This window comes from Bacillus sp. 5w2, from assembly GCF_054353775.1.
The window spans coordinates 484,761-499,381 of the sequence record NZ_JBTIWT010000001.1; the positions used below are offsets into that span (position 1 = coordinate 484,761).

At 33.6% G+C, this 14,621-nt stretch carries 17 protein-coding genes; 5 read left to right on the forward strand and 12 right to left on the reverse strand.

The features are described 5' to 3' along the window. The 8 genes from esaA to ACXY7N_RS02520 form a co-directional block, all read right to left on the reverse strand. Nucleotides 1–1,955: type VII secretion protein EsaA (gene esaA / locus ACXY7N_RS02485; protein ID WP_488592263.1), on the reverse strand; the 1,955-nt coding region annotated here is incomplete at its 3' end. A 126-nt stretch (nt 1,956–2,081) separates the two neighbouring features. After that, nucleotides 2,082–2,378 (reverse strand): WXG100 family type VII secretion target, encoded by a 297-nt coding sequence (locus tag ACXY7N_RS02490; protein WP_000918601.1) that lies wholly within the window; start codon nt 2,376–2,378, stop codon nt 2,082–2,084. Nucleotides 2,379–2,747: 369 nt separating this feature from the next. Further along, nucleotides 2,748–2,996, reverse strand: coding sequence for a hypothetical protein (locus ACXY7N_RS02495; RefSeq protein ID WP_016134252.1), 249 nt, complete (start codon nt 2,994–2,996; stop codon nt 2,748–2,750). 30 nt (nt 2,997–3,026) lie between these two features. After that, nucleotides 3,027–3,455, reverse strand: coding sequence for a GNAT family N-acetyltransferase (locus ACXY7N_RS02500; protein WP_016088175.1), 429 nt, complete (start codon nt 3,453–3,455; stop codon nt 3,027–3,029). Further along, nucleotides 3,452–3,823 carry a cupin domain-containing protein gene (locus tag ACXY7N_RS02505; protein ID WP_016134251.1) on the reverse strand — a complete coding sequence of 124 codons (372 nt, stop codon included), beginning with the start codon at nt 3,821–3,823 and terminating at the stop codon, nt 3,452–3,454. The genes ACXY7N_RS02500 and ACXY7N_RS02505 overlap by 4 nt, the downstream gene beginning before the upstream one ends. Before the next feature lie 12 nt (nt 3,824–3,835). Next, a complete protein-coding gene (locus ACXY7N_RS02510; protein WP_016134250.1) occupies nt 3,836–4,321 on the reverse strand; it encodes a GNAT family N-acetyltransferase in 486 nt (161 codons plus the stop codon). Beyond that, nucleotides 4,318–4,878: a 2'-5' RNA ligase family protein gene (locus tag ACXY7N_RS02515; RefSeq protein WP_033659674.1), complete on the reverse strand. Its 561-nt coding sequence runs from the start codon at nt 4,876–4,878 to the stop codon at nt 4,318–4,320. Before ACXY7N_RS02515 ends, ACXY7N_RS02510 begins: the two co-directional genes overlap by 4 nt. 6 nt (nt 4,879–4,884) lie before the next feature. Continuing rightward, nucleotides 4,885–5,451 carry a GNAT family N-acetyltransferase gene (locus ACXY7N_RS02520; RefSeq protein WP_116363101.1) on the reverse strand — a complete coding sequence of 189 codons (567 nt, stop codon included), beginning with the start codon at nt 5,449–5,451 and terminating at the stop codon, nt 4,885–4,887. A gap of 136 nt (nt 5,452–5,587) precedes the next feature. Here ACXY7N_RS02520 and ACXY7N_RS02525 point away from each other — a divergent pair, with 136 nt between their 5' ends. Beyond that, nucleotides 5,588–6,214, forward strand: a complete 627-nt coding sequence (locus ACXY7N_RS02525) for a DUF1648 domain-containing protein (RefSeq protein WP_016088180.1) — start codon at nt 5,588–5,590, stop codon at nt 6,212–6,214. 26 nt (nt 6,215–6,240) lie between these two features. Here ACXY7N_RS02525 and ACXY7N_RS02530 read toward each other — a convergent pair whose 3' ends face one another. Together ACXY7N_RS02530 and ACXY7N_RS02535 are read right to left on the reverse strand one after the other, a co-directional pair. Next, on the reverse strand, nt 6,241–7,353 hold the full coding sequence (locus tag ACXY7N_RS02530; protein ID WP_016134249.1) for a metallophosphoesterase: 1,113 nt from the start codon (nt 7,351–7,353) through the stop codon (nt 6,241–6,243). 147 nt (nt 7,354–7,500) lie between these two features. Continuing rightward, nucleotides 7,501–7,923, reverse strand: a complete 423-nt coding sequence (locus tag ACXY7N_RS02535; RefSeq protein WP_016088182.1) for a GNAT family N-acetyltransferase — start codon at nt 7,921–7,923, stop codon at nt 7,501–7,503. Between the two features lie 130 nt (nt 7,924–8,053). On the opposite strand from ACXY7N_RS02535, the gene pdxR reads away from it, so the two are divergent. After that, nucleotides 8,054–9,454 (forward strand): MocR-like pyridoxine biosynthesis transcription factor PdxR, encoded by a 1,401-nt coding sequence (pdxR, locus tag ACXY7N_RS02540; protein WP_016088183.1) that lies wholly within the window; start codon nt 8,054–8,056, stop codon nt 9,452–9,454. A 46-nt stretch (nt 9,455–9,500) separates the two neighbouring features. On the opposite strand, the gene ACXY7N_RS02545 is transcribed toward pdxR, so the two are convergent. Together ACXY7N_RS02545 and ACXY7N_RS02550 are read right to left on the reverse strand one after the other, a co-directional pair. Next, the gene (locus ACXY7N_RS02545; RefSeq protein WP_000831975.1) at nt 9,501–10,346 is read right to left on the reverse strand and encodes a YitT family protein; all 846 of its coding nucleotides are present in this window, start codon (nt 10,344–10,346) and stop codon (nt 9,501–9,503) included. 169 nt (nt 10,347–10,515) lie between these two features. Continuing rightward, entirely contained in the window at nt 10,516–11,724 is a 1,209-nt protein-coding gene (locus tag ACXY7N_RS02550; protein WP_033659673.1) for a macrolide family glycosyltransferase, read from the reverse strand. A 385-nt stretch (nt 11,725–12,109) separates the two neighbouring features. Here ACXY7N_RS02550 and ACXY7N_RS02555 point away from each other — a divergent pair, with 385 nt between their 5' ends. Genes ACXY7N_RS02555 through ACXY7N_RS02565 form a run of 3 tightly spaced genes read left to right on the forward strand, consistent with a single transcriptional unit; the run spans nt 12,110 to nt 14,605 of the window. Further along, on the forward strand, nt 12,110–12,988 hold the full coding sequence (locus tag ACXY7N_RS02555) for a hypothetical protein (protein ID WP_016134247.1): 879 nt from the start codon (nt 12,110–12,112) through the stop codon (nt 12,986–12,988). Between the two features lie 23 nt (nt 12,989–13,011). Further along, on the forward strand, nt 13,012–13,899 hold the full coding sequence (locus tag ACXY7N_RS02560) for a GNAT family N-acetyltransferase (RefSeq protein WP_016088186.1): 888 nt from the start codon (nt 13,012–13,014) through the stop codon (nt 13,897–13,899). Continuing rightward, nucleotides 13,892–14,605: a class I SAM-dependent methyltransferase gene (locus ACXY7N_RS02565; protein WP_016088187.1), complete on the forward strand. Its 714-nt coding sequence runs from the start codon at nt 13,892–13,894 to the stop codon at nt 14,603–14,605. The genes ACXY7N_RS02560 and ACXY7N_RS02565 overlap by 8 nt, the downstream gene beginning before the upstream one ends. Nucleotides 14,606–14,621 lie beyond the last annotated feature (16 nt).

Consider the following 14,621-nt stretch of genomic DNA (forward strand, 5'->3'; position numbering starts at 1 on the left):
GTCCCTGTTCCGCCTCCTGGGTTTCCTCCGTTATCTGTTCCCGTTCCGCCTCCTGGGTTTCCTCCGTTATCTGTTCCCGTTCCGCCTCCTGGGTTTCCTCCGTTATCTGTCCCTGTTCCGCCTCCTGGGTTTCCTCCGTTATCTGTTCCCGTTCCGCCTTCTGGGTTGTTATTACTCTGTTCTGTCTTTTGAATGATAGGCTTTTTAACAGTGTTTACTAGTGGCATGATTCCATACTGCGTTTGATTAACTACATTTTCTACCTTGCTATTTTCTGTTTTTGTTCCTTCATTCTCTTTATTTGGTTCTTCTTTTTTAGGTTCTTCTTTTCCAGTACTAGTTTCTTTCTCATAATTACCATTCAATTTCCATTCCCACGTTACTGGAGAGAAAACATCTATATTGATACTTGGATCTATTAACTTCACATGAAGGCTAATTTTCAAATCTCCTTCATTACGTGCTGATATTACAATTGATCCGTTTTGTTTAAATTCACTTGTACGGTCCACACCATCAATTAATAGTGAATCTGTACTACCATATAACTCAAAGCCACTAGGAATAGTTATATTCATAGTTTGCGAAGAATCCATTCCAATTACTTTCGCTGTATCACTGAATGTAATTCCATCTTTAGCCAAACTTTCTTTTACTTCTTTAATTGAATTTCCTAAAGATATTTTATTGACTGGGTCATAATTAAAATTATTTTCTTTATTATATTTATTCGTAAATTGGATTACGTTTTTCAGTTGTAACTTCGTTACATCAGGCAAATCACTTTGAACGATTTCTTCCATGTTCAAACTAGGCAACTTCGTAATTAAATTTTCAATTTGTTGCTTGATTCGAATATCTGGTTGTTTCATTAACGAATTGATAACTACTTCATGTTGTCCATCATTTGAAATAGACTTTTGTAATCGTTTAAGGATCGTCGCTTGCATGTCACTTTCTAACTTCCCTGCAAGTTCTGTATCATATTCTGACACTTGTTTTTTTACATCTGTTAAATACTTTTGAATTGTTGAAGCATCAGCTAAAATATTAGGATCTTTCTCTGAAAGCGTAAATTGATTTGCGATAATTTTATTCGCAGATTCTAATGCGCTTAACTGCTTTAAAACATCGCCTGAATTCATATCACTCATATACTGATTAAATTGATTTGTAAAATTATTCGCTAACAGATTATTATCCGTTTGTATTTTTTGAAAGTTATTAAATCCTTCTAAATACGTATTATTAGATTTATTCCCTTCATCTAAAGCTTGACCAAAGCCTTTTAAAACATCTTGGAATCCTTTAAAACTATTAACAGAAATACCAGTGTAATCTTGTACCGTTTTAAATTGGTTTGTGTAATTTGCCAACGGGCTATGTACATCTTTTTTATACATAGTCGTTTGATTGGTCCCTTTTTCAATTATTTTACCTATATTATCTTGTGCACCTTGCAACTTACCGATAACACTTGCAAAATAAACGTCGATGATTTGCTTATTAAAATCTTCTAAAATAGCAGAAGCTGTATTTTCTGCCTCAGCTTTCAAATCTTTATTCCCAGTTGCATTAACTTTGTAATTTAATGTTAATTTTTCTGGAAGTTCTGAATCAATCGCAACAGCTTTTCTAGAAAAATCGTTAGGTATTACAATCATCATATTGTAATTATTATTTTTTAAACCACTTTCTGCTACACCACGACTTACTACGTACCATTCTTGTTTCGTATTTTTATTTACATTTTTAACAAATTGATCTCCAAACGCTATTTTATTACCTTCAAATACAGTACCTTGATCTTCATTTACCAATGCAACTGTCATTTTTTGCGTGGTATTCTCATTTGCTTTCTTAACATTTTGATTTAACGCTAAATAGGAGACCCCTGTTGATAACACAAGAGCTAAAATAATAAACAACAAGATGCTCCACTTGAACTTTTTCACTACTTATCACTCCTGCGACTGCGAGTCTATTAAGTTAAAGACTTCGTATCTTACTCTAGTTTTAAAGTAATTTAGCCATACAACGTATGGTTGCATGGCTAAATTATATAGTTCTTTTTATCTGTCTTATTGTAGACCGAAATTACGAGAAAGATCTTCGTCATGTCTTGCAACAGCTTCTGCAGTTTTATTAAGCTGCATATTAATTTCTTGTAATAGCTGTGCGAAGTTTTGTACTTTTGGCTTTAATTGATTGAACTGTTGATCAAAACCTTCGAAAGCACGACCTTCCCATTCTCCTCTTAATTCATTTTGTAAGTTTTGTAGTTGACGTAAAATGTCCTCAATTTGATTTGCACCTTGTCCATATCGAGTCGCTTTCGATTTAAGCTCCTCTGGTGACATGCGAATTTGTCCTGCCATAAATAAATCCCCCTTAAAATTTAAAAATAGTAAAATTAACCAAAAATCAATTCTACAAATTGATTATATCAATAATTTAAAAATTTCTAAACAAAAAAATGATATTTTTCCAAAATTTCTCTTTTACTATAATAACATTATATTATATAATACTAATTTAGTGTTTTTTTAGGCATACTCTATAAATCTACTATAAATTTAAAGAAAACCTTTTATTCCATATGTCTTTAAGGACTTATCCATTTTAAATCCCAGCAATAAAGTGTTCACTAAATCAATCTTTCCCCTTCTCCACTGACTTTTCATTTTCACCAATCTAATTTTTAAACATATTGGGCTATTCCAGCTCTAAAAGCTTTCTTGTCATTATTAGTCACCCCAAAACGGATAAGGAATCGGAAGTGTAATAAAGGATTGTAATCGCTCTAACAACTTTGTTTCTAGTCGAAGTTTTTCAATGCCTTTTTCATATTTAGGAAAACGAAATACTATTTCATCATTTACAATTAATACATCATTATTTTGTCCTATCTCATTTATGTAAGTTGATTCTATTTGTAATGCCGGATACGCCATTTGCAAATACGCAACATATTCTCTTTCTCTTTCTCTTTTCATTTTTCCCTTCTCCCACTCACAATATTTTGCTCACTTCAAAGTCATAATTACCTGTCTTTCAACAAAACCAAATTCTTCGTACATCTCTTTCGCAAAGTTTCCTGCAAATACATTTAAGCGAATTTCTGAATAATTCTTTTGTAATTCCTTAATACCAGCCCCCATTAACTTTCTTGACAACCCTTTCCCGCGGTACTCTGGAAAAACATACAATTCGTATATAAACCCTAGTTTTTCATGAGAAAAATAGTCCGTATTTTCCCCTATTAATATCCACCCCATTACATTGTTTTCTTCTTTAACGACTAAATAATATGATCCCTTTTCTACAATCGGCCTTGTAATCTCAATTGCTTTCTCTGTACTTAACTGACAATTACCCCTCGTTCCTTCAAAAAGCGATTGAGCTGCATATTGTATTATTTCGTCCGTTTCTTCCCGATTCGCCTTCTCTATCATTTTTCACAACTCTCCTTATTAATAGGCATTAATATAGCTAGTTCAAGACTCTCCGCCTCTATAACAATTCCCATCAATCCATTTTCCGTACTCGTCTCATGAACTTCGCCCTTCTCCCAAAATACCGCTTGTCCCGCTTCCACCTTCACTTTTTCTTTATCTACTCCGCATACATACCCTTCTCCGTCCACAATAAGAAGCAGTTGCGATACAACTGCTTCATGATATCCGATTACTCCATTCTCTTGTAAATGCATAGCACCGATATGTACATTTCCTTTATGGTTTAATATTTTCGACATTATGAAATTAGATTGAAATGCTGAGATTTGTTTTCCCACTTTTTCACTAAAATCAAAAATTTTCATTACTAGTCCTCCTTATACGTATAAAACCATCCTTACTGTCTTCATCATATGTCCTTCAAAATCTTCTTCAAATTCCTCTAATTGTGCAAAACCTTTCGCTTCATAAAAACGTTTTCCTTTTTCATTCGCTGCTTCTACATGAATGTATAATTTCCGAATTCCTTTTAATGCCGTTAGCCCTTTTTGTAATAAAGCACTTCCTATTCCTTTCCCTTGCTGATCTGGTAACAAATAAATCGCACCTAATTCTGCTTCATTTTGCAGTCTAACAGGTGAGAAATTCACAAAGCCAATTACTTCTCCCTCTTCTTCCGCAACGAATAAATGTGTATTTTCAAGACGATATTTCATTTTTTCATCAGAATAAGCCTCGTCTAAAAAACTGTCTTGAATCTCTCTCGGAATAATGCCTTCGTATGTATCATGCCAAGCTATTTTCGCTACTGATTGTACAGCATGAATATCTTCTTGCTTCATTTCTCTAATTACATATGTCATCTCGTTGTCTCCATTCTCTTTAAATTATATTCTGCTAATATACTAGAAGAAATGGCAGAACCATTTTCATAATTCACTTTAATTAATTTTAATTTCTCAATTGAAGCTGTTGTAACATCAAATTTTTCATATATATATTCCATTACACTTAAAAACTGATTTGCATGTAACCTATTTGCAATCGTACAATGCGGAACCCATTTTTCTGGTACGTAATATGAATTTAAATTATCATGAAAAGTTTTAAAATAATCATGATAAGAATGATGAAGTCTTAACAATCCATCGGTAATGGTCGGTGCCAGAAAGATCGTTCCGTTAGTAGGAAAAATTCCAACAGAAGGAAAAGTTATTGCAGCCATATTCTCTTGAACAGCTACAAACTCCTCTAATTTCTCCGTATATAAATGAACATCTAATTCATTGTAATCAGCTAATGTAATATGAGGTTCTACTCCGGCTAATTGATTTGTGCCAATGATATTTGTTATTTCATTTTGCAATTCTGTAATTTTATTAGTAAATTCGCAATCAAATGTAGCAATAATAACGTATATACTTCCTCACCCCTTCGTTACACATAGCGCTTCCCATTCTTCACGAATCATTCCCATTCGAATAGAATCATAGTACGTTCCGTTATAGTATCGGCATTTGCGCATTCTACCTTCTACACTCATTCCTATTTTCTCAGCTACTTTCATCATTCGTTCATTACCAGACCAAGTCGTGATTCCTACTCTACCAATCTCCATCTTTTCAAATAGTAAATCTCGATATAACGTTAACGCATCTGTACCGTAGCCACCATTCCAATAATTTGGATTATAAATTACAAGCCCCATCTCTAACCAACGCGTCGGCTTATACTCCCAATAAAACCCGACTGTCCCAATGATTTGACCGTTATGTTCTATAATTAAATTTGATAGTGGTTCTTCTTTTAAACGAGTTTCCATCTTCTCTTTATAAGACGGGTATTCTTGCATTGAGAACGGGAAATATGGTGCATCCCATTTCTTCCATTCTGGATTTTCTTCTTTAAATACGAGATTCCATAATGGTTTTATATCTGATTCTTCAATTGTACGAATTGTAACTTTATCCCCTTTTACTATTACGTTTTGCATAATTTCCTCCTACAATCCTCTTTATTTCATATATAATTATAATGTTTTTTCAGAAAAATCAAAACAAATATCGTTTATTGTATTGTATAATTTTGTTATAAGATACCAATTATTCATGTAGAAAGCTGGTGATTCAATGAATAATCGATTTAGTATTGCTTTATTTCTCACTATTATTACGACAAATATTATTCTCTATTTCTTCTTACCATTAAGTATTGTTACGAAATGGGACTTCAATGGAACGCCTACATCAACAATGGATAAAAGCACCTTTGTTATCGTAAATATAATTATATGTTCCTTCTTATTCTTTTTATTTTTAGCTTTATCTAAAGCAGTGAGTAACCAGAAATTCCTCCATTGGATCAGCAACACAATTTTACTATTTTTATTTTTTGTCGATATGGTCATTGCCCTCCTCGCTCTTGGCTTCTCACTTCCTCTTGATCATTTAATATTTTTAGCATTAGGGCTTTTATTTATATTAATAGGCTATTTCAGTTCCAAAATTGATACGACTAAATCAACAGTTTCATTGGAATGGAATGATAAGCACCTCGAAAAAAGAGCTTCGAATATTTGTAGTATTTCAATGATGATAGCAGGTATTTTTCTAGCCGGGCTTCCATTTATCGTTCCTGCTCCGTATAGAGGTTATGCTATACTCACAATTTTTTTAGGAATGACGCTTGTCATTTTACCGAGTACGATTTACTTACTTATGAAAGACAGCAAGCAATCTACTCATATAAAAAGATAATAAAAAAATAGGAGGCTCCATACCTCCTATTTCATCTTTTCTATCTCAACTAAAATACCTTTCTCTATCCAGCCTTCTACTCCATCTCTTTTAACTAAATCATATCCCGAGCAGCTGTTATCAATGAGAGAAACAATGTCCCCTATGCTTACGCTTATTTGTGCACAAGAAATATCAGTTTTCACTGTGTATTCACCTGAATCAAGTTGCCTAATATATTCATTTTTCACAGAGAGTAATGTATTCGTTTCCTTTTGCTTACACATTGTGTAATCTTGCATCTTCTCCAGCGGCTCTATGTAATAGTACGGATATGTTACCCCGCCCTGCATTGTTGCATCAGCATGAAAATCTGCTATTACTTCATACTCTGGAAAATAGTCTACATATGTATAAGAAAACGTATCACCTGTTAGCTTCCTCTGAATGATAAATGCGTTTAATTGCCCTGCCTCTTTAATCGCATTTCCCCCATCAATTGCAATAATCTTTTTCTCCTGATCAATAACTGGATTGTTAGATGGGGCTTCATCAGAATAGTTCACAACAGGCCAATGACCGACAACTACATACTTATTTGATCTATGTAATTTATTGAAAAACTCCGGCATTGCTATCGCATTTTTTCGTTCTGTTTCTTTCCAATCCTCTCTATCTTCAAGGCCAGCATGTACAAAGATATAATCTTCTGTTTCAATCGCTGTTGGCAATTCTGTTAGCCACTTTATTTCTTTTGAAAAATGGCCCATCAATATGTTTTTCACTTCACGAATATCACTTTCTTCATTAACGGTAACGTTCAATTGCCCTAGCCACTCATTAAAAATTGTATTCTTTCGCGTACACAAATAATGTATTAGCGCAGGGTTTTCATTTACAAGTGCTTCAACTACAACTTCACAATTCCCTTCTATTACATAAACATTTGGCTTACTAACTACTAGATCCATCACATAGTTTACGACGCCAATACTATTTCTTCCTTTCTCACAAAGATCACCATTAATAATTAAATAATCCTCATCTTTAAAATTAACTTTATGTAGTAGTTCTTTAAAAAGATCTAATTCCCCATGAATATCAGAAATAATGATGGCTCTTACATCATTTGGTATCGATAATTTCTTTATTTTTTCCAAATATAAACGCCCCTAACATTCTCCAAATTCAACATTTCCTTGTTAAATTCTAATATTCGACAAATTATATTACTAGGCCTGTTCCTAGCTCAAATCTGGAAAAGAAAGTAGGTTCCATATATTTTCACACACGGAACCTACTTAGTATTATAACTCTTTATAAAAAGAATAGCTTACTTTATCATAGCCCTCTCTTTCATAAAAACGATGTGCATCCATTCTCGGAAACGCAGATGTAAGAACGATAGAGCTGCACCCTTTTTCTTTCCCCCATTTTTCTACATATGACAGCAGAACTTTACCATATCCTTTTGATCTGTGAGCTTCTGCCGTTACAAGGTCATACACGAAAACATGTTTCTCATTATAAAAGTTCGTACAAATCGCTACACCGGCTAGACTCACAACTTCTTCATCTTCATCCCGTAACGAGAGTAGTTTATAATTTTCTTCTTTCATTTTTTGAAATAAAGAACTCGCTTCTTCTCTTGAAAGTTTCGTTCGTAATTGCTGTAATACGGGAAATACATCATGTAAATCCTCTTCTGTTACTACTACTTTAATATTCATTATGATTCTCCCCTTACTATTTATAAAATTTTCTAAATGTTATATCATCATTATAGAAAGCGACTGCCCTTAGCTTAAGTGACAGTTCTATTCTTTTTTATAAGGCCAGTGTAAAGAGGAGCGTCTACGAATGAATCTTACTATCCCATTAGTATTACAAAGTAAAACACCCATTTACATACAGATTTGCGAATATATGAAACGAGAAATCTCTCATGGATCACTATGTGCCGGTACACGCCTTCCTTCTCACAGAAATTTAGCTATGCAACTTAATGTGAGCCGTATTACAGTTGAATCTGCTTATCAACAATTACTAGCTGAAGGGTATGTAGAAAGCAAACCGAAACGCGGGATTTTTGTTGCAGAAGTTGATATTGATGTCATTCAAAAGAAACAGCAAATTGCGTCAAACAGTGCTAACAATAAAGAAAACGAACAATATGATTATGATTGTAGTCAAGGGCTTATTGATCAAAAAGCTTTTCCGATAACAAACTGGAAAAGAGCAATACACGAAACTTTATTTCAGTATGAAAATGAATTATTTGCTAAAGAAGATCCACAAGGTGAGCTCGTTCTACGAGAACATATTTCAAAGTATTTATATCATGCTCGCGGGGTACATTCTTCACCTGATCAAATTATTATCGGAGCAGGTACGCAGCCTCTTCTTTGGCTACTCCTTCAACTACTTGGCCCAAAAAAAGAATACGGAATCGAAAACCCTGGTTTTCACCGTATACCTGCTATGATTCAAAGTTCTGGTCTTACCGTCCACCCCATCCCTTTAGATGATAAAGGGATTCATATTTCCGCTTTACGTGAATCGGGTTGCAATGTAGCATATGTCACTCCATCTCACCAATTTCCACTTGGAATCATTATGCCGTTATCTAGAAGACTCGAGTTATTAAAATGGGCGAATGATTGTAAGGGCTATATTATTGAAGATGATTACGACGGGGAATTCCGTTATATAGGAAAACCTATTCCTTCTTTACAAGGACTAGATACAAATGAACGTGTTATTTATATGGGAACTTTCTCGAAGTCTTTTTTACCTTCTTTACGAATGGGATATATCGTTTTACCCCCTCACCTTTTAAGCGTCTATGAAGAACTTGGTGGTATGTTTAAACAAACTGTTTCTACGCTGCAACAACTTACCTTTGCCACCTTTATTCAAAATGGTGATTGGGAACGTCATATTAACCGAAGTCGTACGTTATATAAAAGAAAACATATTTCTTTAATTAAATCTATTACAAACGAAATGGGGAATAACGTCCATATACTCGGTGAACAATCCGGACTTCATATTGTACTTCACGTTCATAATGGGATGAACGAACAAGAACTTATTCATGCAGCTGCAAAAGAACGTATTAAGTTATACCCTCTCTCCACATACGATTCTGTTCATAATGTAAGGGAGGAGTCGTATGTATTGTTCGGTTTTGGCAGTATTCCAGAGGATCGTATCGAAATTGTTGTCAAATTACTGAAACAGGCCTGGTTCGCTAAATAAGAATAGCTCCACGCAAGTTATACTTACGTGGAGCTATTTTTATTCACTATTTTTCTGATCTCGCTGCCCTTCCCGGACGTTTGACACCAGTTGTTTCTGTTGAATAGGAAGCTTCAATTATAGCAGTTGGATCTACAGAGAGAACGAGATCTTTCATTTTCGGATAAATGAAACGGTTTGTAATACAATAAATGATTCTCTTATGTTCTCCTAAAAAACCACCTTCTCCATGTAGATACGTAACGGATAATTGCAATTCTTTCATAAGTAGATCGCCTATTTCTTTATTTTTACCAGAAATAATCATAACGCTCTTTCCTTGATTAATACCATCTAATATGAAATCAATCATCTTCGTAACAATATAGAAGATTGCTAATGAGAACATCGCTTGTTCGATTGAAAATAAAATCGCTACAAATGTGAAAATAACTGCATTTACAGCAAGTAAAAATGTACTAATCGGTACTTTAAAATGTTTGTTCATCCAAACTGCTAACATTTCTGATCCGTCTATTGCTCCGCCCATTTTAACAACAATCCCAACGCCTATTCCAAACAGTACTCCGCCATAAAGTACAATTAATAGTTCAGAAGTTGTAATCGCCGGAAATGGTTTTAAATAGATTAAGCCGAGTGTTGTAACAACATTTGCATAAGATGTACGGATGAAGAACTTCTTCCCCATTACTTTTGCAGTAAAAAGCAGGATAGGAATATTAAGTCCTAAAAACACTCCGTAAAGCGGTAATCCAGCAACTTTATTTGCCATAATAGCAATGGCCGTTACACCGCCATCTACTAATCCATTAGGTGCTAAAATAAGTTCTAATGAACCCGCTACAATAATTGATCCAATTGTTAATAATACGTATTCAAATACTCTTTTCATTCATTACCCCCAAAACTTATGTATTTTCTTAGTATTATTTTAACGTAATTTTACTACTAATTCAAAGATATGAGTTTATATACACAAAAGTTTCACCTTTACAGTGATTTTTTATGTAATTTATTTATAGAAACACACTTACATATTACAGTAAGTGTGCTCCAAACATTTATTTAAGTTTTGAGTATGAATTCATTTTCATTTTTAATATTTCATCAACTGCCCTATTATACCCACCAGCATTTCGAAGTGACTCTCCAACTTTACGACTATTTTCCTTAAACGTTACATCATACGTTACTTTCTCTACAGCTTCACGTAACGATTCAGAAGTTAATTCTTTACGATTAAGCCTTATTCCAGCTCCTACTTCACTCACTCGTTTCGCAACTAAAGGCTGATCTCCTGTTACTGGAATTACAACTAACGGGACACCGTAATATAGTGCTTCGCTCGAACTATTCATACCACCGTGTGTCACGAATACATCAGCATGCTGTAATATTTCTAATTGCGGCACGTAATTATACAACTTAAAGTTATTCGGAATGTTTTCAAATTGATTTATATTTATCTTCTTACCAACAACTAATACGACTGTCGCTTCTACATCTTTAAACGCTTCAAAACATTTTCCATATAGTTCAGGTTGTTCATTAAAAACTGTTCCCATAGAAATGAAAATCAATTTTTTATCTTTTAAATCTACCATAGGAAAGCTACCTACTTCTTTACGCGTAGCAATTGATGGGCCGACGAACTTATACGATTCATCGAATACATCTGAACGGGGCTGGTATTCTTTTGAAGTATATACGATAGTAATATCACCAGGATGATTCATAATATCATACATACTATTACATTTCATTCCATACTGCCTATTCCATTTTTCCATTCCCGCTAAACAAGATTGATATAATGGATTCGTTTCGTCTACTTGTCTTGATTCTTGTTCATCATTAAAAGTAATGTACTGATTAAAAGCAAATGTTGTACAAGAAGAAACGCTAGGTAATTTTAAAACATTGGCTATAATACGTCCTACGGGAAAATGATTATCGTATATCAAGTAATCGTACTTTTCCCCTTTTGTTTCTTCTACAATTTGAGTCACAATACGCTCTGATGCTTCAATCATATGAGATAGCATCGTCAAAGGACTCCCACCTTCATTTACTCGTTCCATAATATTGATTTGAGAGAGGAAATTCTCAAACACTCGGAGTTCTGCACCTGTTGCTTCAATCTTCTTTCTATAATCTTCAATACAATACGAAACAACTGTCTCCCCTCGCTGAATTAACTCACTTACAATAGCTAAAGTCGGATTTATATGACCTTCTCCAGGGAAATTTATTACGAGTACATTTGCCATCATATTCTCTCCTATCTAATATTATTAATAATTAATTATATTAATTAATTTAAAACTATTATAAAGGAATCTATTCTACTTCTTTATATTTTTCTCTTCATTTTATTATTGAGAAATATTTTTCATAACCAACTTTATGATACTTATAAAAGAACGCTTAACTCTTCATTTACTGAAAATAAGAGATTTACATTCGGGTGTTTTTACAGATTTATCATCAGAAATATTATTTTGATAATTCATACAAAAGTAGAAAAATATAATTTTCACACTGATTTCTCACTATAAATTTATTTAAGTTCTATGTTGTCCTCATCATTATCCACTTGGAACAAATTCTGTTATATAATGAATTTATAGAATTTACAGAAAAAGGAGCAGCTTCATGCTACAACAACTATTCACTTCACCTATTTTATCTATTCAGGCTTTACACCCAGGTTATAAAGACCATGCAAGCGATGTGTTTCTCGTCCGAACAGAAGATGCAGAAGTCATCGTTCGTTCTTCTAAAATGAATGAAGAACCAAATAATGATTTTTGGTGGGGATGCAAAAACCTTTTTGGAATTGATCCACGGAACGTATATCATCTAGAAACTGTACATACATTGCTGCAAGAACATACTACTCTTCCCATCCCAACAATATTGGAAAAACATATTTTAAATGGCCGCGAATTCGTTGTGGTCGAAAAGTTAGTAGGTAACACAGTTCAATCTTTTATCGGGCAACCAGATACTACTTTATTCAGTCTAGGAAAAGGGCTTGCAGAAATACATAAATTTAAAGCCGATTACATAGGAAATGTGTCAGGCTCATTCCAAATTACACTTGAGGAATTCCAATCACACATTTTAAATGTGAGTAAAGAGCTTGTGAATATGTTTTATTCTGATAATGAAAGCATACAAAATGCATTTCCTACTTTTGAACAACAACTTTCTTCCTTACCAGCACCAAAGGAAGCGACGCTCGTTTTAATTGATATGGACCCTACTCAGTTTTTATCAGATGGTACAACTATTACGGGTTTAGTAGATACAGAAGCCTATGCAGTTGCTCCTCGAGAATTTGATTTTATCGGCTTAGAATATGTATTTACAGAAAAGGAAGCTCATGCTTTTAAACAAGGTTACGAAACCATTATGCCCATTCCTCGTCTTGAAGGATGTAGACCTCCCTATCGATATTTGTATCGATTATTATCTGTTCAGGGCAGTGTTGAGTTAGAAAAGTGGCTAAGTCATCCATCCTATTTTTAAATATGAATGTGAGGGATTATGAAATGTATATTGAACAAAAGAAATCTTTAACAGCAAACGAAATTCAGCAAATGAAAGATTTAGCTCATAATTGCGGGCAACACGATCAAATTGAATACTCGTCAGATTTACATATAAACTTTTTAACTACCCGTAATAAAGAAGAGATAAATGATTTTCTACTTTATGACGATACTCAATTAATCGGTGCATTAAGTATGTATGACTTTGAAAGACCGACAAAACTGGAGTTAATAGGGTTTGTTCATCCGAACTATAGGAAACAACATATAGGCACTACTCTTTTACAAACCGCAATGAAAGAAATACGAATAAGAGAGGCCGATGAAGCTCTTCTTATTATGAATGGGGATTCTGCTTCTGGGAAAGAATTTGCAAAACATATGAAGTTACCCTATTTATATAGTGAATATAGTATGGTGTTCAAAGCAAAAGAAGTGCAAAAAACAAAAGAGAATACTATACAGCTTACTTTTGCATCTTCAGAGTCACTTCTTGATCTTATTGAAATTTCCAGTAAAGCCTTTGGAGATTCAGCAGAAAATACCGCTACATGGTTACAAAAGATGATGAATTCGCCTTTCCATCAAGTTTACAGTGCACTTATCGATGAAAAAGTGATAGGAACGATTACAGTTTCTGAGCAAGAGCAATCTACTACACTATCAGGATTCGCCGTTCACCCTTCTTATCAAGGTAAAGGATATGGAAAAGATATTCTTAGTTATATGGTACATACCCTTATTACAGAAGGAGTATCAACAATTGAATTAGACGTCGAAACGAAAAATAATAATGCTTTAAAACTATATACACAATGTGGTTTTGAAATTAAAACGAAGCATGACTATTATAATGTAATGAATTTTGAGGTGAATACATATGTCTAAAAAACTAATTTATTCTAATTATGATATTTTTGCATCCATCTATAATAAGCATTGGGGGCATTATGCTGAACACGCCTATCTACTTTTGGAAAAACTCGTTTTACAATATGCACCACCACATTCTCATATTTTAGATCTTTGCTGCGGGACTGGTCACCTTACTAAGAAATTAATTGATAATAATTTTGTAGTAACTGGTATAGATGGTTCTGCTCAAATGATTGAATACGCACGTCAAAACGCGCCAGACGCAGCCTTTATCGTTGATGATGCTCGCTATTTCAATATAAATGAGCAATTTCAATATGTTATCTCTACTGGCGATAGCTTAAACCATATTTTGAAATTAGATGAATTAAAAATTGTTTTTCATAATGTTTACTCCGTATTACATAGCAAAGGTACATTCGTATTTGATATGAATATGGAAAAAGGCTTTCTTGAAAATTGGAGTGCTTCATTTCATATTTCAGCGGATGAACATGTTTGTACGATTGATTCAACATATGATAATGAAAATAAAAAAGCAGACATGAACTTTATACTATTTCAACATGACATAGATAATAATTGGATAAGAAGTGACTTTTCTTTTGAAGAAGCTTGTTATTCCAATGAAGAAATAATTTCTTCGCTAGAATCCGTAGGTTTTAAAGACATTCAATCACACGGTACAAATAGAGCATTTTTCATTTGTCAAAAATAAAAAAACTGAATCATAA